The organism is Arsenicibacter sp. R0_47, assembly GCF_057652235.1.
Genome location: NZ_JBYFCJ010000003.1, coordinates 398951 through 419382 on the forward strand (window position 1 = coordinate 398951; position 20432 = coordinate 419382).

Here is a 20432-nt window from a genome sequence, read left to right on the forward strand (position 1 = left end):
GTGCTTTATATTGCTTACTATGAATTGGGCTACGTCTCTTCCAGCGTCATGAAAACAAAACCGGTCGATTAGCTGAATTTTCACATAAACCGGTATCCGGTATACGTACTATCAGGTTTGGGGGAAATTCTGTATTTTAGAGCGCCTTTGTGCTTGCCCGTAGCTTATGAAATTGTGTTTATTAACAGCCGTAAAGCGGTTATTACCCGGATTATTGGTTGGTTGGTGTATCTCTGCCTGGGGGGCACAGCCGCTCCATACATCCCATTCGTATCAGGTCAGCGTTAAACACATCACTACAGAACAAGGCCTGCCGCAACGGTCGGTTCTTAGTATGGGGCAGGATCCGCAGGGGTTCGTCTGGCTCGGTACACCGACTGAAGCCTACCGGTTCAACGGTAAAACCTTCATCGCCCCCACAATGCCGGCATCAGCCCGGAAATCCTATAACCCCGGTATCTGCGGACTGGCCACCGATCATGCCGGTAATTTCTGGCTGTTTGCCTGTCAGGTTGGCGATGGGAACTACAAATACGTCATCAAGCCGGGTGAGACGCAACCTCAACCAGTGCATGCTGTATTTGCGCACAGTACCTGGATGCAGAAAGACCCGCTCATTGAGTTTGCCCCATCGGGTGATAATATTTGCCGCTATTTTCGCACCCGCAGCGGCAAGGTGCTTTACCAGACCCCAAAAGGCGTGTTCCGGACCGTATTTCAGCATCCGGATCTGGAGTATAGCTGGAGTCCGGGGCACAGGTTATTTCAGACAATAGAGCAGACATTATTGATTACGCTGGTGCCCAAAACCGCGGATCATCCCCGTACGCTGATTGAAGTTGATTCGACCGGGCGTATCCTGAACCGCTACCAGTTGCTGTCCAACTATACGTTATTGCCCGTTGCAAGGATGCCCGACGGGACAATCTATTTGCACCACCTGTTTGATAACGTGGCTGTTACGGCGAACGACGTGCCCAACCCCCGGCAAGCGCTGTATATGCTCCGGCCCGACAGAACAATTGCTCCCGTTTCACTGGGTTTACCACCGTCGGTGCTGCTGGCCGATACGCACATCAACTATGACAGGCTGCACGGGCTATTCTGGATAACCGGCCGGCAGCTGCTCATAGCGTGGCATCCTGAACAGGGAATTGTTTTTGATTTAAAGGCTTCTGGCTTCCCGATTGCGCGGACGCAGCAGTTGCAATGGACGTTTATTGACCGGACGGGCGTTGTCTGGGCCAACTGTGTGAACGGATTTCTGATGCTTACGCTGGACGCTACTTATTTTCAGCGGTATTTGCACTTGGATGAGGAGCAGACAGAAAGGGCTTCCCGGCAGGCTATCCGTGCCATGACACAGGTGGGGGACCGGCTTTGGGTAAATGCGCCGACCTGCCGTTTTGTCGATCTGAAAACTGGAAAAAGCCAGCCTGCAATACCTGTAAGCGATGTACATCCGATCCATACACTCAATCTTTGCCCGCTTGTCCGGACCAAAGACGGGGCTATATGGACCTTTTATGGCAGTGCGCTGCGCTACGACCCGGCAACGCAGAAGGCGGCGGCTTATCCGCTGGGCATGCCTGTCAACCGATGCGTTTCGGCATGGCCGGACCGGGAAGGCAATATCCTGCTTGGCCTTGACCACGGGTTGATGAACTTTGATACCGGGCGTAACCGTATCCTTCCCTTTACAAAATATAATCAGTTTACGGAACTGATGCAGCAGCGGGTTACCGGTTTCTATCCCGACCGGCCGGCAAAGCAGGGGGGAGGGGCGTCGGCGGGTCAGGGGGGGGGATGGCTGACAAGCTCGTCGGGGCTATACACCCTGGATCCGGTGCGGGGCATTACAGCACGGTATAGCACACAGAGCGCCGCGCCCCGAAAACTGCCGTTCGACCACATTTCCTTTATCTACCCCGATCCGGATCACCGCACGGTTTACTGGCTGGCGACGTTGGGGGGCGGGCTGATTCGCTGGAATCAGGCAGAGGGCACCTGGCAGCAGTTTACGACCGAAAACGGGCTTTCGGACAATACGCTCTATGCGGTTTATGAAGACAAATACGGCCGGCTCTGGCTGCCATCGAATCACGGATTGATGAGCTTTCATCGGAAAACGCATCAGATTCAGATTTATCATACCAAAGATGGTATTGCTGATGAGGAGTTTAACCTGCAGGCACATTACCGCGCGCCCGATGGCCGGTTGTTTCTGGGCGGGCTGAATGGCATTACCGCCTTTTACCCTGATCAGGTCCATGATGAACATCACACGCTGGCCCGGCTGCTGGTAGCCGGTTATGAAAAGCTTAACCCGGAAACCGGTCAGATGGTCAATCATCTGGCTGAATATGAACTGAAAAAAGAGGTACACCTGATGGCGTCCGACCGGTTGTTTAAATTGTCCTTTGCGTTACTGGACTACCGGCATTTGGGACAGACCCGGCTTTGGTACCGGATTAGTAACTGGCAGGAAAAATGGGTGATGCATACCGGCGATGAGCTAAGCCTTAACGGCTTGCCGTCAGGCTCCTATGCTCTGGAAGTCCGGGCGCAGACTGCTAACGGCGACTGGGCATCGCCGGTGATTCGTGTGCCGATTGTGGTCGATAAACCGGTATATCTGCGCGGCTGGTTTCTGCTGTTATGTTGTATTCTGCTCAGTGCGCTGGTAATGGCCGTTTTCCGGTGGCGCAACAAACAGCTGATTGCTGAAACACAGCGACTGGAAACAGAAGTAGCACGCCGGACGGCGCAGATTGAATACGATAAGACAGTCATTGAGCGGCAGGCTCAGGATCTGCAGACTAGTGCGGTGCTGAAATCCCGCTTTTTTGCCAATGTGACCCATGAGTTCAAGACACCGCTCACGCTGTTGTTAGGGCCGTTGCAGTATCTCTCCGGCCGGATAAACGATCTGACCACCAAGGAACTGGTGATGAGTATGGACCGGAATGCACGTCAGTTGCTGACACTGGTAAACGATTTGCTCGATCTGTCACGGCTGGATGTACATGAACTGAAACTGACGGAGCAACCCGCCGATGCGCAGGTGGTGCTCAGTCAGGTAGTGATGAGCTTTATGGCACAGGCCCGGCATAGCGGCATCAGGCTCAGCGTTGCGGGCAACGAAACGCCATATCCGATGCTGCTGGATGTCTCAAAGTTTGAGACTGTTTTACGAAATCTGCTGGCCAATGCCCTCCGGCACACCGCTATGGGCGGGTATGTGCATGTGCGGCTGGAGAAAACAGCTGAAGATATCCGGATAGCTGTCCTGGATAACGGCAGCGGTATCCATCCCGACGACTTACCTCATATTTTTGACCGCTATTTTCAGTCGAATCAACCGGGTAAACCACTACAGGGCGGAACCGGTATCGGATTGGCGCTGTGTCTGGAGTATTGCCGGTTGTGGGGGGGGCAGTTGACGGTAGACAGCTTACCTGGGCAGGGGAGTACATTTACGGTGACGTACCCGGTCCGGACGTTTGAGTTTGCGGTTGAACCGGCAGTACCTGTAAAACCGGTCAGGCTCCCCCTTGATGTTGCGCCGTCTGAACAGAACCGGATAGCAGTCAAACCAGAAACCGGGTTAACCCTGATGCTGGTGGATGATAATGCAGATATGCTGCTTTATGCCAGAACCATTTTGTCTCCATACTATTATCTGCAATGCGCTGCTAACGGGAAGCAGGCGCTGGATGCATTAAGTCCGCTTACTAAAGAACAACTACCCGACCTGATTATTTCAGATATTATGATGCCGGAAATCGACGGGCTTACCCTGATCAGCGAACTGCGTACGAATGCTGATTTGCGGCATATACCGGTTATTTTACTGACTGCCCGAACGGATCTGGAAAGCCGGCTGCAGGCCTTGCGGCTGGGGGTAGCTGATTACCTGACCAAGCCATTTTACGAAGCCGAACTACTGACCCGGGTGCAGAACCTGCTCCGCCGCAGCGAAGAAAAGGCCGGCTGGTTACAGGAAGTGGTTATAGAGGATACCGAAGCTGCTGCCGGTGAACAGGCAACCTGGATACAGTGGCTGCAGCAAACGGTGCGTAAGAACCTCTCTAATCAGTTTTTTAACATTAAATTGCTGGCCGACATGGCTAATGTCAGCGAGCGGCAGCTCAACCGCCGGGTGCGGGCGTTAACGGGTTTTTCGCCGGGACAGTTTATTCAGGAGGTCAGGCTTCAGGTAGCCTATGATCTGTTTGAAAAACAACCGGGAATATTGGTAAAAGAGGTATCGATGCAAGTCGGATATCAAAAAGTATCGTATTTCAGCCAGCTATACCGGGAGCGTTTTGGCCTTAATCCGGAAGAGCACGTTCAGCTGGCTAGAACTGAGCAAGGTCAGCTGTAAACGTCAGATCCGGCGGCTGTCGACGGTGCCGGTTTCAAGATTCAGGACACCGCGCGGACAAACGGCCGAACAAATGCCGCAGCCAACGCACGACGACCGGACAATGTCCTGTCCGCGCTGGGCGTACCACCGCACATCAATGCCCATCTCGCAGTAGGTAGAGCAATTCCCGCAGGAAATACACTGCCCGCCGTTGGTCGTAATCCGGAACCGGGATTTGAACCGCTGCACCAGCCCGAGGTAGGCCGCAAGCGGACAGCCAAACCGGCACCAGACGCGGTTGCCGAAAACGGGGTAGAGACCCGTACCAATAACCCCCGAAAACATGGCGCCGATGGAGAAGCTGTACGCACTGCGCAGGCTGTAGGAGTTCAATACGCCGAACAGGGCAGACTGTCCGGTAAAGTAGGTAAATAAAACCAGTCCGGTCATGATCACGGCAAACGCCAGCACACCATGCACCAGTACGCGTTCGGCTTTCCAGGCACTCAGTTTTTTGTCGGATAGCTGCCGGAAGGGATCCCCGGCGGTTTCGGCCAGGCCGCCGCAGCCGCATACCCATGAGCAATACCAGCGCTTACCATAGATGTATGTCAGAACCGGAACTGCCACAACGGTCAGCATAATACCCCAGACCAGCATGAATATTCCGAAGTTGCCGGCCTGTAATTTCTCATTGATGCGGTAGTCGAAAAAGAAGGAATAATCGAGGGGCCAGAAATTTTTCAGGTCCTGGTAGGGTTGCCGGAGCAGTGTGAGAATTTCGGGAATCAGAAAGGCAAAGGCCGTCTGAAAAAACATGACCGATACCGTCCGGAGTTGCTGATAGGCATTGTGCCGGTGCCGGATCAGCATCCGGACGCCCATCACCAGAATGACAAGCGTATAGATGAATCCGTACAGGAACCACTGGCTGGCGGGCTGACCGGTCATAGCCTGTTTGATCGGGTCAACGAGCAAAATCCAGTTGGTGAGGTATTCGGGATAGAAATAGAGGGCGATGTAAAACAGAATCAGAAAAGAGCCGGCTGCCCAGCCGATCCAGCCACGGTTCGTCGCCGGATTATTAAATATCCCGTTATTGATCGTCGATGGTTTCTGATGCCGTTCAGAAAGGATAGCCGTCAATGCGCCGGTTGTACACAACCCGATGCTGAGGAGGAACCAGAGCCATGCACCGCTTCGGGTGCTCAAAGGGCCGGTTATGGCGGCTTTGGTCAGAGAGAGCAGATAATCATCGCTCAGTTGCTGGTCCCATTTCTGCTGTGCCTTCATCTGCTCGTTATACTGTGCCAGCTGGCGGCGTACGGCGCCGGTAAACACATAGGCATTCGGAAACCGCTTTCCGGTAAGCGGGGTCAGCTGCCCGGCCAGAATCGTCTCCTGTCCGGGTCGGGCAACCTGCCTGATCGCTTCGGGCGATAACTGCGCCGGTTGTGGCCATAAAAGCCCCGACAGGACCAGAAAACCCGTGAAAAACAGTATAAGGCCTGAACGGTAGCTACGTAGTTGCATCATGATCGGAAAAGGATTTGGCTAAAACTACAAACAAATTTGCGTTAAGGGTTTCCCGAAAAATTAATTCTTTGCCAAAGAAGGACTAAACCAAACCGTGAAAAGATGATCTAATATTTTGTATTAGTAAACTTTAATGTTTTAAAATTTGCCAAAAAATATACTTAGCCTATTTTTTTAGTCAGTCAAAACGATATATTTGTTATCAGTAAACTTCACCGTAACCATGACTCAAAAAATCACCTACGAATCGCTTAAGGCGGAACAAGCCTGGATGGTTGTTTCTGAGCAATTGCAGCAGCGTAACTCTTTACTGTCAATGGGAATTAATTACCTGGAGCGTTTACCCGGTGATCTGTCGGTTGCCAGCCGGTTGATGATTATCCGGTATCACCTGCGGGTTAGCCTTCGCAAACTGACGTCGGAAACAAGGGCCAAGGCTGCCGCCCACATGACACCAGATGACCTCAGGAAACAGTGGCTGCACATTCATCAGCTGTTTTTCCTGCTCCGGCAGATTGATGCCGAACTGGAAAAGGCGACCGGTGTGTCGGATAACTTCCGGCAGTGGTGCGAGACCCGTCCGCAGCGCGTTTACAAGTCTTCTCTGGTGCATCTCAATTAATAATGTGCTAACCATTAAAAAAAGCCGTTCCTCAATATGGGAACGGCTTTTTGACTCAGCATATTCTCTCTGCTATTGTCGTGGCTTACCGGATGCGGGTAGCGGTGACGGGCACACACTCCGCAGGCGGGCAAGCACAATCTTTACGGGTTAGAGTTACTGTCTGATCGGTGTAGCAGCCATTAGCATTGTACACCCGCACGGTATATGGCTGACCGGTTATTGCTGTCGGATTGGCCAGGCCGGTGGCAATAATGCCATTGCCCGGAATCGTGGCCGGAGCCGCCGGTATCGCCGTTCCTGAACTGAATATATTTCCTGATACGTATTGGTATGAAACCGCATTCTGCAGGTTGCCAAGGCTGAGTCGGGCATCTGCATTGGCAACAACGTCTGAGCAGCTGACCGGTATTGCGGTTACCGTAAAGGCCGGAGCCGGGAAATTCGTCACGGCGGCAATGCCCGACAGCGTCTGGCAGCCTGTTGTCAGGTTAGACACCAGAACTCCTCCAACAAAATCAACTGGTAAGGTCACTGTAGTGGCGGTTCCGCCGGTTATGGTCAGTGAGGCAACCTGTCCGGTTACATTCCGCAGTCCACAGCTTACTGCGTTGACACCCATGCCAAAAGCGGCGACATACGTACCGCTGCCGGCAACACTTAAAACAACCTGCCGTGTGGTGCTGCTGCTGCACGTTTGCAGACTTGTCACCGACAGCTGCGGTGATGGTAGTACCGTTACCTGTGCTTCGCCGGATGGCCGGCAGTTCGGGTCGGCCGACGGTGTTTTCAGGCGTGCATAAATGTAGTAGGTTAGCGGCGTAGTGCCGTTGTTCTGTGGCAGGCTCAGCCCCGGAATACCCTGTGGCAGCACCAGCACACCGTTTGTTGGCGTTCCTTCACCAAGTACAAAGCCGCCTGCGTATACCGATGTACCCGTTTGTGGTGTCGTAAACTGTACGAGTTCAATAATACCTGTGGCATCAGTACTGATGCTGAACGACGCACACTGACCGTTGCAGATCTGGGCATTGTTCAGGATAAGCAACGTCAGTTGCGGACATGGTCCCTGACAGTTGGCTGGTGCTGTATAAGTACGGCTTGCCGTTCCGCAGGTCGTTGCTGAAGACACAACGCTGATGGTATGTGTGGCTCCGTCAGACGACAGATTGGTCAGAACAAAGTTGCCTGATCCGCTACCCGTAATCACAAGGGTCGTACTCCGGATGCCATCCGATATTGTCAGCGTCTGGCTACCCGATCCGTTCGTAACGGTCACGATGCCGCTGACAGAATACGTGTTTGCCGTCAGGCTACAGATTGGCTGTCCGGCTGTCAGTGACAGGTTACAAACCGGCGTGGTTCCTGTACAGGCGGCTGGTGCAGTATAGGTCTGGCTGACCGGTCCGCAGGATGTGCCTGAGAACGTAGCGGTGACCGTTCCGGCTGCTCCGGTTGACGGCAGTCCGTTAAAGTTAAACGAGTAGGTCCCTAGGTTAGCAGCAACCGCATAGGTCACACTCTGCACCCCGTTCGTGACGGTGAGCACACCCGACGCAGGTCCGTTAGCGACGTTAACCGCACCGGAAAGCGTAAAGCTGTTGTTTGCCGGATTACAGGCCGACGGAGCGAGGGTAAGCGAGACCGAGCACGGCGGAGCGGCCGTTGTACAGGCGACCGGTGCCGTGTAGGTCTGGCTGATGCCGGCACAGGCGGTGGCGGATGTCGTGACCGAGATGGTTTTTAGCGAACCGTCGGCGTTGAGTCCGTTGATGCCCAGGGAGAATGTGTTGTTGACGGCTGTCAGGGTCTGGACCTGCGAAGTGAAACCGGCTCCGCTGATGGTGACGGTCATCGGCGGGGTAATGTTGTTGGCCGTGAGCACTGCCGTGAGGGAGTATGTGTTGCTGACGCCATCACAGGCCGACGGGCTCAGTGCCAGCGAGACGGAGCATGGCGGAGCGGCAGCGTTACAGGCGGCTGGCGCGGTATAGGTCTGGCTGACCGGTCCGCAGGATGTGCCTGAGAACGTAGCGGTGACCGTTCCGGCTGCTCCGGTTGACGGCAGTCCGTTAAAGTTAAACGAGTAGGTCCCTAGGTTAGCAGCAACCGCATAGGTCACACTCTGCACCCCGTTCGTGACGGTGAGCACACCCGACGCAGGTCCGTTAGCGACGTTAACCGCACCGGAAAGCGTAAAGCTGTTGTTTGCCGGATTACAGGCCGACGGAGCGAGGGTAAGCGAGACCGAGCACGGCGGAGCGGCCGTTGTACAGGCGACCGGTGCCGTGTAGGTCTGGCTGATGCCGGCACAGGCGGTGGCGGATGTCGTGACCGAGATGGTTTTTAGCGAACCGTCGGCGTTGAGTCCGTTGATGCCCAGGGAGAATGTGTTGTTGACGGCTGTCAGGGTCTGGACCTGCGAAGTGAAACCGGCTCCGCTGATGGTGACGGTCATCGGCGGGGTAATGTTGTTGGCCGTGAGCACTGCCGTGAGGGAGTATGTGTTGCTGACGCCATCACAGGCCGAGGGGCTCAGTGCCAGCGAGACGGAGCATGGCGGAGCGGCAGCAGTACAGGCGGCTGGCGCGGTATAGGTCTGGCTGATGGATCCGCAGGCCGTAGCCGATGTCGCTACCGAGAGCATATGCGACTGACCGTCAGAGCTGAGGTTGACAATCGTAAAATTAAATGTGTTTGACACCGCCGTCAGACTTTGAACAATCGGTGCACCTGCACCGGTAATCGTGACGGTTAACGGCGGGGTGACGTTATTCGCTATCAATGTGGCTTCTAACGCATAGGTATTGTTGGCCGGATTACAGGCCGTAGGATTTACGGCGAACAACAACCCACAAGGCTGGGCGACCGAACAGGCGACAGGGGCCGTGTAGGTCTGGCTGACCGGCCCGCAGGAAGTACCCGTAAAGGTTGCGGTAATGGTTCCGGTTGCACCGTTTGCAGGCAGGTTTGTGAAGTTGAATGAGTACGTACCTACCGTTGGTGATACCGGGAACGTTACGGTCGCTGATCCGTTGCTGACCGTTAATGAGCCCGAGGACGGGCCGTTGGCAACATAGACTGCACCGGAAAGCGTATAGCTGTTTGTGGCTGAGCTACACGCGCCGGGACTAACGGCCAGCGAGACGGAGCAGGGAGCTGCTGCCGAACAGGCTGCCGGTGCGGTATAGGTCTGGCTGACGGCCCCGCAGTCGGTAGATGAGGTAGCTACCGAAATCGTTTTGACAGAGCCATCTGCGGAGAGGTTGCTGATGTTGACGCTGAAGATGGTATTCACCGCCGTCAGCGTCTGTACTGACGAAGCAAATCCGGCTCCGCTGATAGTGACCGTCATCGGTGGAGTAATGTTGCTGGCTGTAAGCACCGCCGTCAGTGAGTAACCGTTGGTCGTTGAATTACAGCTGCCCGGCGTCAGTGCCAGTGACAGGCTGCAGGGTTGGGCGACCGAGCAGGCGAGAGGGGCCGTGTAGGTTTGTGTGATGGGTGCGCAGCCTGTATCGGAGAATGAGGCTGTTACCGTACCTGACGCGCCGTTTGCCGGCAGGTTTCCGAAATTGAATGTATAGTTGCCGTTTGCCTGACCGACCGCAAATGTGATGCTGGCTCCGGCCGTTGATACTGTCAGAATACCCGATGCCGGACCGTTGGCTACATTGACTGTCCCGTTCAGGGTGTAGCTGTTGGTTGCTGCGTTACAGGCCGTCGGTGATAATGTCAGTGTTTTGGAGCACGGAACGGCAACCGAACACGAGGCCGGAATGGCATACGTCTGACTGACCGGCCCGCAATCGGCACCGGTGAAGGTTACGTTAATGGTACCTGTGCCGCCGGTTGATGGCAGATTGTTGAAGGTAAATCCATAGGTTCCGATACTGACGGATAGGGGTGAAGTAGCCGTGAGCGAACCGTTGGTAATGGTAATTGTTCCTGATGCCGGTACATTGGCAATACTGATGAGCCCGTTCAATGTATAACTGTTATTGACAGAATTACACGCCGTTGGTGATAACGAAATCGTAGCAGAACAAGGACTGGCTACCGAGCAGGAGGCCGGAGCGGCATAGGTATCCGTAATGCCGGGACACTCAAGGGAGGAACTCGCAATGGTTATGGTTTTTAACTGGCCGTCTGACGGCAGGTTATTCAGGACAAAAACAAAGTTGTTATTGTTGGCCGTAAGGCTTTGTACGATGGTACGCGTACCGGTTGTAATGGTAACCGTGAGCGGCGGGCTGGGAACGGTACCGGCTGTCAGGATACCGGTTAGCGAATAGGTGTTAGTTGCCGCTGCACACTCGCCGACATTCGTAACCAGCGAAATCGAACAGGGCGTTGTGGCGCAGGCAGGGGGGGCTTCGTAAACCCCTGCAGCCGCATCACAAGTTGTTGCCGACGAGAAAACCGTGACGACGTGCGTTCCGGTTCCGGCCGTTAAATTGTTGAGTGTAAACCCAACCGATGTTGTATTTGCCGGTATACTGACTTCAACCGTTGCATTGCCGTCGATAATCGTCAGGCTGCCGGCTGGTGTATTTGTCAGGTTAACAATACCCGACAAGGTATACATATTATTGGCACAGGTGCCTGCTGTCGTTGAGACGGTGATACCGCAGCTACCCGTTTGAGCAGAAGCAGAGTGAACCGTCAGCATGTTTATGAAGAAGCAGGAAAGAAGGCAGAGAACCAGCCTTTTCAACAAAATATGCTCCTTTCGAATGTCTTTTGAGTGGAGGTAGTTGTCTATTTTCATACGCATCATTGCTTTGGTAAAGGCAATAAAAACCCTGCATCGCCTGAAGACGATGTTTTTTCTGATGTACACAAATGAGTTAGCTGGCGCTGTCAGTCAGCGTATCAGGGAGTAAGCGTGTGCATGATTTTTTTACCGTTACTTAGTTCCATTCCTTTAAAGTGTTCGATGCCAAAGTGCCTGTATTTGGCTCAGCAAGGGGCAAAAAAAATGCCGCATTCCTCCGGAATAGAGAAATACGGCATTATACACACTGTTTAGGTGTTGAAATGCTATTAACGGTAACTTAAATGGAGCTAAAGGAAGCGCTATTTAATGTTACCAAAATTCATGCCAGATAGAATCATCAGCGTAGCCTTCTTACGGAAATAGGTACACATTCAGGAGTAGTTCCCTGGCAGGGATCGAGGAAGCCGATAGTGAACTGTATTACCGGCGGGTTAACGCCCTGCTTTATCGGAATACTGCCGTTAATGCTGTTACTGACCCAGCCGGCGCTGGTCTGTTTAAGCAGCGTACTGTTCTGCAATCCCCATAAGAGCTGATTCGGCGTAAAATTGCTGTTGTCAAAAACGAGTACGTAAGTACCGTTACTGGACAGGCCGGCAAACGAATAACGGCCATTGGCGTCAGTAGTCGTTCTGGCGATTAATACGCCGTCTGCCGGATCTCCGTCGCCGTTAGGGTCAGAATATAAGGAGAGTGCCACGCCTTTTACCAGTGCTTCTCCGTCATCGAGTACTCCGTTTGATGCTGTACCGCCCTTATCTTTGAACACCTGTCCGGTCAGCATAAACGGCGGTAAACAGTCCGGAACCGAAATCTGAACCGTATCAGCCAGATTGGTAAAGCTTGTGTTTTGCAGGATAAACCGATAATTCCCCGGTTTCAGCAGATTCGATACATATCCCTGTGCATTGATAACGGCTGATGCACTGGCCGGCTGACTCAGTATTCGCCATGCCGTTCCGTCGGTAGCCGCCGTCAGTGTTGCTGAGACAGGCGCCTGTGTCCCGTTACAAACCAGTACCTGATCAGCACCTGCCTGCGGGCGTACCGGCGCATTAACCGTGATGGTGATGGTATCTGAACAAACATTGCCGCTTACATCACTCAGGTCAGCCGGCGGCCCGTCGGGACTGGTGGAGACCCACTCAATTTTGACCGTACCGTTTACATCCGGCCCGTCCCACGGAGGCCGGAACTGAATCTGCTTGATGTTTACATTCATCCAGTCGGTTTGCGACAGGTCAATTTCGTACGTATGAAACTGGTCATCGTTCTGAATGGTAAAGTCCTTGAACCGGTTACCGAGTCCTTTAAAGTCGCTGTCCTCCACTGTTCGCCAGAAAAAGCGGAATTTATCATGCTGGGTTTTGAAGGCTGCGCGGATGTAGATTTTCGGGTTGTCTTTACCCTGCCAGAACGCCGCCGGCGATTTGATCTGATTCCGCTGCTTATCATCCAGCTGTACGTTCAGGTAGCCGTTGATAGGCCAGCCGGTATCATGCACGTCAAAGTAATGCCAGCCTTTCCGGCCGTTGTTGAAACGGTAATTGGGGCCGGTTGCCGGCCGCGGCTGTGAGTAAATATAGGACCGGATGTCGTTGATATGCCCCACTACCAGTTCATAGTCAAACTCCGTAACCGAGTTATGGTCAAGCTGCTCAAACGGGGTGGCTGCTACATACGATGTTTCGCTGTAAAACTCATCGCCGACATATTCACGGCCGAAATATCCCTTCCGCCAGAAATAGTTTTTGGGTGAATATAAACCCGCTCCGAACCCATTGGCGTCGGTAGCAGCCATCCATGGTTCGCTCACGTGAAAGTTAGCAAAATCCATCGGCGGTGTTACGTGCTCCAGTTGTCCGAACGTAAACGGACTATTGCCCGAATAGCCCCAGATGTGGTTATACGGTCCGTTCAGGTACATGCAGGGAAACTCATGGTCGCGGGCCTGATACTGGGTTTTATCGGCGCGGAACATCGTCATCTTGACGTGTACCTTTACCACATTTCCCTGTAAACGTACCCAGTGTTCAATATACGCTTCGCCCGGGTAATTTTTGAGGTGGAAATGTTTCGGAATCGTTTTAACATATAGCAGATTGTCCCGCTTTTCGAAGGCAATGACCTCAGAAGGGTTGTGAAAAACGTCGCCGGCCTGGATCGGATTATAGCCCAGACCAGCGGCCCAGCCCTGATCAAACTCAACGCCCGGTGGTGTATAGGGGACCGGCCCATCATAAATACCAATCTGAATTTGCCGGCCAAGGTCAAAGTTATTCACCATATTCGGGCCGGTTGCCGAAGCAAGGTGCGTAATGGCACCGCCATACCGCGAGTCAACGCCTACGCGGATAACCCCGTTATTCAGTACTTCCAGGCCACTTAGTTTATTCTTCTGCAATTGACCATCCTGGGGCAGTACCTGTCCTGCGTGACCGGTCATCCCGTCAGCAATCGACGATAACACAAATTGGTATTTACCGGGTGTTGTCATCCCGCTGATCTGCCCTGTCTGAGCGTTGATGGTCGCACTGGCCGGATTGGTCGTTACCGGACACCAGAAGTTGTTGGCAGGCGCGTTCGGCAGTTTATAGGCGGGTGTCTGAATGGTAATATCCTGGCCCGCATCAGGCTTTGTACAGGGAGCTTGTGCCAGGAGTAAAGCGGATGGGGTCAGGGTGAAAACAAAAAGTCTAGCCCAGAACCAACCAGTACACCAAGATCTAAAACAGAACATACTGAGTTGACTTTTGTCGTTATACGACTCTCAGTAACAAAATGTATGCCAGTTGGCGAAATAGATGTATAATTGATTTTAAGTATTTGTTTATCAGTTATTTGTGTTATATGGTGGCAAGAAAAAGCCTGTAAAACAGGTCGTTTTACAGGCTTATATGATCAGCAATAAGGGATACTTACCGGCCCATTGCATTCAGTGTGGCATCCGATACTGCGCCTGATGTAATCAGAACCTTATACCGGAAGGTGACGGATTTGCCGGCTGGCAGCGTATAGTTCATCGCGGCTTCCTTACCGTTGGTGAATACACTTGGCGCGAGCGGGTTTGCCGCATACAGACCGTAGCCGCGGGCATGCCAGTAGGTTGGATAGCCAACGTTTTTAGGGTTGTCAAAGATAGCAATGGACACCTTCTCGCCGTTTAGCTCGCCGGTCAGGTTCATCCATTTGGCGCGCTTGCCCCAGACATCTTCGCCTTCTACGCCTTCGCTGCTGTGATAATGGCCGACAACGCCGCTGTTATCCATCTGGGCAACCTTTGTGGCAATACCGTTGGCGTCGGTAAAGACCTCAGGTTTGTTCGACGGGTGTTCCAGCTGGCGTGCTAACCGGATAGCGACCATTCCTTCCTTGTTATCCTTGAAAACAACATCTTTATCCAGCGCTTTCAGCGTCGTGCTCCGGTCGATGGAACGCTCGTTGCCTTTGCCACGGAAAATAAACGTAGTTTCTTCTTTCAGCATCGGTTTACCGTCCTTGTCAAGCCAGTCGGCCGTAACGGTCAGTTCAGCCTGATCGTTGCCGCTTTTCATTGACTTGACACCCGTGTGGACGATCGTTCCGAACGGGCCGCCATGACCCTTGACATCGTTGGAGTTGTTCCAGAAGTCGTGGCCGTTTACATCGCCGTAGTTAAACCACATCCCCACGTGGTGCGGGTGGTCAACACGCTCGCCCGGCCGCGGGTCCATTGGCCAGCCCCGGGTGATGAAGTTGCCGCCTGCCGTCCGGATCGGGTACAGCACCGGCTTTTTCAGCACATCGGGTCCCGGATAGATATAAGCCGTAAAAGGCTTATCGTCTATAGTGACCTCTATTTTCTTCTGAGCGTCATTGGGCGTGATCTGAATCCGCGCTTTCTTTTGTGCCATAGCCATCGTACAGGCGACCAGGCACAGTAATAAGGCTTTTTTCATAGTGACGATGGATTGTGAAAATGACCAGCCTAGATTTTTACCACTTTGCCATCTGCCAGAATTTCCTGCTTGATATTATCGTACGTCACGCGTTTGCCGGTCTGGAAGGCGATGGTCGACATGATGCTGGCTACCGAGTGGTTGAAACCTGCTTTTGCGGGTGCATTCGGCTCCTTGCGGCTCCGTACACACTCCATCCAGTTGCGCATGTGACGTGAGGTCATCGGGTCCGCGCCAGTGTTCGCCGAGGTGATCATTTTTTCACCGGTTGTCGGCAGCGTCTGCTCCGTCAGGAGGTTGGCTTTCATGCCCATCTCCTTGGCATAGCGTTCTTCCAGACCACCTTCCGGCGTGATTTTATTGGTATCGAGGTTAATCATACCACCGTTTGAGTAGTACAGCTCTTTCGTACCACCGGCTTCGTTGGTCATCCGTGAGTGATACATTACCTGGAAACCTTTCGATTTATCGTTGTCCGGACCGTAATCGAATACGGCGGTGAAGGTATCCGGGTTCACACGGCCGTCTTTCCATAGATAAATGCCGCCATTGGCCACCACACTGCGCGGGTGTTCATAACCGCTGAACCAGTGTACGGTATCAATCTGGTGCGACATCCACTGGCCCGGAATACCGGATGAATACGGGTAGAATAAGCGGAATTCTAAGTATTTACGCGGATCCCAGTCAACCATCGGGCGGTTCATCAGGAAGCGTTTCCAGTCCGTATCTTCCTTGCGGATTTCCGACACCAGTTTCGGCCGGCGCCAGCGACCCGGCTGGTTTACATCCCACGTCATTTCGACCATGATAATGTCACCGAATTTCCCGGATTTAATGAAATCATTGGCGGCCCAGTAGTTTGGTGTACTCCGGCGCTGCGAACCAACCTGTACGATTTTCTTTGATTTTTCAACGGCTTTCAGTGCCTTACGGGCGTCTTCCAGCGATTCGGCAAACGGTTTTTCCACATACACGTCACGGCCGGCCTCAACGGCTTCGGCGCAGTGCAGGGCGTGCTGGAAGTCGGCCGTAGAGATAATGACAGCGTCAACGTCTTTGCGGTCGTATAATTCTTCGTTGTTGCGGCACTGTACGAAATTGTCGCTGGCCCAGCCTTTTCCTTTCAGGAACGATGCTGCCTCTTCGCGGCGGCGGCTCCAGATGTCTGATACGGCAACAAATTCAAAATTCAAATCTTTGCTGTGGCTGGCAAAACTTGGCGCCAGGGCACTGCGGAAACGGTCTGAGAAACCAACTACGCCTACTCGTACGCGTTCGTTCGCTCCCAGAATGCGGGCGTAGCTACTGGCAGAGAAGCTCATGCCTAAGCCTGCCAGTGCCGATTTTTTAATAAAATCTCTGCGGTTTTCCATGATTAATCGTTTTTAACGAATGAATTAAATTAAAGGGTTGGTTTAAACGCTAATGGATAATGTATAATGCAATCTGTTTTACATTACTCATTATCTGTTTATTCAGACTATAGGGTCTTGATCTTAATGTTGCGGAAAAACACCCGGTCGCCGTGATCCTGAAGCAGAATGTGACCTTTAGGGGCTTCGCCGAACGGGCCGTGCGAATTATACGAAGCGGCAGCGTACTTACTCATGCCGACGAGTTTACGGAATGCCTCGCTGCCCCGCTCATACTCAACTGTCTTGTGGCCGTTCAGCCAGTGTTCAACGTGCGTCCCCTTTACGATGACACGTCCCTGATTCCATTCGCCGATTGGCTTTACCACTTTGTCTTTCACCGCCGGAATCAGATCGTAGAGCGAGCCGATTGTCCGGTTACCGTCGCGGCCCATTTTGGCGTCCGGGTGTTTGGCATCGTCAAGTACCTGAAATTCGAGGCCGTAGGCCGAACCCGACGGCTTTGGCGAGTATTCGGGTACGAAGTATTTGACCCCGCTGTTGGCACCTTCAGTCAGTTTGAAATCAAACATCAGGTCGAAGTTGGTGAACTCATCGTTCGTCACGATATCGCCCGCGTTCTGCGATTCGCGGCCGTCTTTCCCTGCAATCGTCAGCGTACCATCTTCGATAGTCCAGCCGGCTTCGGGGAATTTGTCTTTATAGGCACCGCGCCAGCCGTTCGTGGTTTTACCATCGAACAGCAACCGCCAGCCGTCTTTTTTTTCTTTTGCCGTTAATGTATTGGGTGCCTGCGGCGGCCCGGCCGCTACCAGCACCGCCAGCACCATGCCGGTCAGGATGAGAGATTTCATAATTAATGAGTGATTTGTGATTGAGTGCTTGAGTGAAGCGTTTAGCACACATGAAAGCGCTGTAAGAGGTCACTCATTCGCTCAATGGCTCAATCACAATTGTTAAAGTGGGTGATTCAATGTTTTAGTGATGTATTCCTTGTTGATTTCGGCGCACTGAAGCGGCGATTTGTCTTTTTCGGGCACACCGTCGAGTTCAACAACGCCCCAGCCTTTGAATTTGATATCGTCGAGGGCTTTGAAAACGGCTGGTACGTTGACGTTGCCGCGTCCCAGTTCCACAAACTTATAGGCTTTCGGATTATCGGGTTTGTCGGGCAGGGGCGACATGGTGTCTTTCAGGTGAAGCGAGTGGATCATGTCCTTATACTGCTTCACGGCTTTTTCCGGTTCGCCGCCACCTTGCTTGTAGTGCGCAATATCGAGCAGCAGCTTCACGTATTTCGGATTCATGTTCTGCACAATTACATCCACTTCTTCCGGCGTCTCACCCCATTGGTTCATGTGGTTGTGATACACCGCCTGAACGCCCAGATCGGCTGTTTGCTTCCCGATTTCGTTCATGACCTGCGTGAGTTTTTTAAGCTCTTCGGTGGTCGGCGCCACACCGCCTTTGCGGAGGCTGTTGGTCATCTGGAAGGCCGAGCCGCCCAGCGCCTTTACGAAGCTGGCGTGCGCTACGTGCATATCGATTGTACTCTGCAGTTTCGCCGGATCTACCTCAACGTTGCCGCTTGAGAACATGGCCAGCGTCAGTTTGTGTTCGTCCAGCAGCGCTTTGAGCTCTGAAGGCTTGTTACGGTAGGGTCCAAACGTATTGGCCCGCAACTGAATGCCTTTGAAGCCCAGAGAGGCCAGGTCTTTGATGGCCTGATCGTCTTTCCCGCCCCAGGTAATGGCAGAATACGCAATTTTAAGGTCGCTTTTTTTGAGCGAACCGGCTAATAAATCCGCGCTGATGGATGCGGTGAGGGCAGCTCCGCCAAAGAGTTGAAGAAACCGGCGTCTGTTTACAGAATCCTGCATAACTATGTCTTGAATTAAACACAACCGCCGTTGACGGACATCAGCGTACGGGTGTCAGCGATCAAAAATGCTTAGATTGGTTTGTCAGAAAAAGAAGTACAAAGTGCATTCATACTCAGTTTGTCAGCAAAATGCCGGAAAAAGAAACAACCCGGAAACCACTGGTTTCCGGGTTGTTTCAGGCGTTGTAAAACCACAAAATGGTTAGTAGCCCGGGTTTTGAGCGAATACCGATTTGCCGTCTGCTCCTTTCGCGCTACGGTCAATCTGTGTTTGCGGAATCGGGCGCAATAAGTGGAAACTCTGGATGTTTGCTGCTTGTGGGTTATACAGTTTTACACGTTCTACCAGCTTACCCCACCGCTTCAGGTCAATCCATCGGGTTTGCTCACCTGCCAGTTCACGGGCGCGTTCTTCCATGACCAGGTCAAGTGTTGCAGCAGTTACCAGCATATTATCTTTTTTGCCTGGCCAGCCTGCACGGTAACGAACAGCGTTAATTGCCGTTACCGCATCAGCAGTTGCACCTGCACCCAGTGAGGCTTCGGCCAGCATCAGGTAAACGTCTGCTAAACGGAACACAAAGTAGTCGCGGCTACCGGCTTCGTAGGTCAGATCAGGACGCTTTGTGTCAAAGAATTTTGTTAAAGTAGGGAATAGGGCTTCGTTATATTGACTAGGAACCAGCACCTGGTATTTTTTGGCTGCCCGCTGCGCTTTTGTCCATTCGACACCTGGAATAAAGATCGCTGTGTCACCCGCTGCAAAAGTTACCCGTGTTTTTGAGTCATCAAACGCAGCCGCATTAAACGACCCGGGGTTATTGCTAAGCCAAGTATCACGGAACGTCTTTTTATAACGCGAATCGTTTATGCGGTCGGCAAAGACAGTATTTAACAAGTAGGCTGTCGGACGGAGGCGCTTAAACGGACGTCCATAGAAAACGTCACGTTTCATGCCCGGCTGAACGTCATACTGCATCCCGAAAAACAGGTGCAGGTTGTTACCGCCGTTTACGGCACCGGTGTTGTTGGTCAGGTTCGTCAGCGGGTCAGACGTATACTGTACCGCGAAGACTACCTCGCTGTTCAGCTGGTTGGTTTCGTCGAATACACTCGCGAAGTCATCAAGCAGTTTGTAGCCATAGTTAGTAGTTACGGACTTACACAGGGCCGCAGCCTTGCTGAAATCATCTGCCGCTTTTGACGTTGAATACGCTTTTGCCAGATACACTTTGGCGAGCAGAGTTTCGGCTGCCGGTTTGGTAGCGCGGCCATAGTCTGTTGACTGTGCCTTTGCGTCCAGATCGGCAATAGCTTCGTTCAGATCTTTGATGATGGCTGCATACATGTCTGCTTCAGAAGCCCGTTTTGTTTCTTTTGTAGGGGCTAGCGTCTCGGTAAGACGCAGGTCAACCCCACCCCACTGCATCAGCAAAAGATAGTAATAGTGCGCCCGTAAAAATTTGGCTTCCGCCACACGGATCTTTTTTGTTGCTTCGGCCACGCCGGCTACGCTCGGAGCGCGCCCGATGATGGCATTACACGTGTTAATGCCTCTGTAAAGCTCATCCCAGGTATTAGTCAGGTAATCTACGGTTGGGTTAAGTTGACCGTCATAGAAATGAAAACCTTTGTAACCACCGTCCGCGCCGGTCGCATATATGTCGGTTCCGTATTCGGTCATGGTCAGGCCCTGCTGCGTTCCATAATAATAGCGCAGGGTCGAATAAGCCGCATTCAGAGCGTCGTTGAAGCCCTTTGTTGTATTCATGTAATCGTTGCCGATGCCAGAAACTACTTCTTCCTTCAGGACATCCTTACACGACTGGCCGGTCAGCAACAGGGTTGCCAGACCAAATAATTTAACTGATTTTGAGATATAATTAAGTTTCATTGGATTCTGTACGTTTAATGTGTTTGTCTTACACG

Annotated in this window: 10 protein-coding genes; 2 read left to right on the plus strand and 8 right to left on the minus strand. The window is 52.6% G+C overall.

The genetic code is table 11. The features are described from left to right. Positions 1-166 precede the first annotated feature (166 nt). Positions 167-4387 (plus strand): ATP-binding protein, encoded by a 4221-nt coding sequence (locus tag AC23NW_RS07790; protein WP_487448721.1) that lies wholly within the window; start codon positions 167-169, stop codon positions 4385-4387. 3 nt (positions 4388-4390) lie between these two features. On the opposite strand, the gene AC23NW_RS07795 is transcribed toward AC23NW_RS07790, so the two are convergent. Beyond that, entirely contained in the window at positions 4391-5902 is a 1512-nt protein-coding gene (locus AC23NW_RS07795; protein WP_487448925.1) for a 4Fe-4S binding protein, read from the minus strand. A 226-nt stretch (positions 5903-6128) separates the two neighbouring features. Between AC23NW_RS07795 and AC23NW_RS07800 the strand changes: the two genes are divergently transcribed. Continuing rightward, a complete protein-coding gene (locus AC23NW_RS07800; protein WP_293842729.1) occupies positions 6129-6527 on the plus strand; it encodes a hypothetical protein in 399 nt (132 codons plus the stop codon). Positions 6528-6612: 85 nt separating this feature from the next. On the opposite strand, the gene AC23NW_RS07805 is transcribed toward AC23NW_RS07800, so the two are convergent. The 7 genes from AC23NW_RS07805 to AC23NW_RS07835 all read right to left on the minus strand — a co-directional run bounded on the left by AC23NW_RS07805 (position 6613) and on the right by AC23NW_RS07835 (position 20397). After that, complete coding sequence (locus AC23NW_RS07805; RefSeq protein ID WP_487448722.1) at positions 6613-11199, minus strand: beta strand repeat-containing protein; 4587 nt, start codon at positions 11197-11199, stop codon at positions 6613-6615. Between the two features lie 445 nt (positions 11200-11644). Then, the gene (locus AC23NW_RS07810) at positions 11645-14047 is read right to left on the minus strand and encodes an SdrD B-like domain-containing protein (RefSeq protein WP_487448723.1); all 2403 of its coding nucleotides are present in this window, start codon (positions 14045-14047) and stop codon (positions 11645-11647) included. Positions 14048-14225: 178 nt separating this feature from the next. Further along, positions 14226-15245, minus strand: a complete 1020-nt coding sequence (locus AC23NW_RS07815; protein WP_487448724.1) for a DUF6807 domain-containing protein — start codon at positions 15243-15245, stop codon at positions 14226-14228. A 29-nt stretch (positions 15246-15274) separates the two neighbouring features. After that, positions 15275-16621: a Gfo/Idh/MocA family protein gene (locus AC23NW_RS07820; RefSeq protein ID WP_487448726.1), complete on the minus strand. Its 1347-nt coding sequence runs from the start codon at positions 16619-16621 to the stop codon at positions 15275-15277. A 107-nt stretch (positions 16622-16728) separates the two neighbouring features. Further along, a complete protein-coding gene (locus AC23NW_RS07825; protein WP_487448728.1) occupies positions 16729-17475 on the minus strand; it encodes a 3-keto-disaccharide hydrolase in 747 nt (248 codons plus the stop codon). Positions 17476-17577: 102 nt separating this feature from the next. Continuing rightward, the gene (locus AC23NW_RS07830) at positions 17578-18501 is read right to left on the minus strand and encodes a sugar phosphate isomerase/epimerase family protein (protein ID WP_293835251.1); all 924 of its coding nucleotides are present in this window, start codon (positions 18499-18501) and stop codon (positions 17578-17580) included. A gap of 204 nt (positions 18502-18705) precedes the next feature. Continuing rightward, positions 18706-20397 (minus strand): RagB/SusD family nutrient uptake outer membrane protein, encoded by a 1692-nt coding sequence (locus tag AC23NW_RS07835; protein WP_487448730.1) that lies wholly within the window; start codon positions 20395-20397, stop codon positions 18706-18708. Positions 20398-20432: the final 35 nt, after the last annotated feature.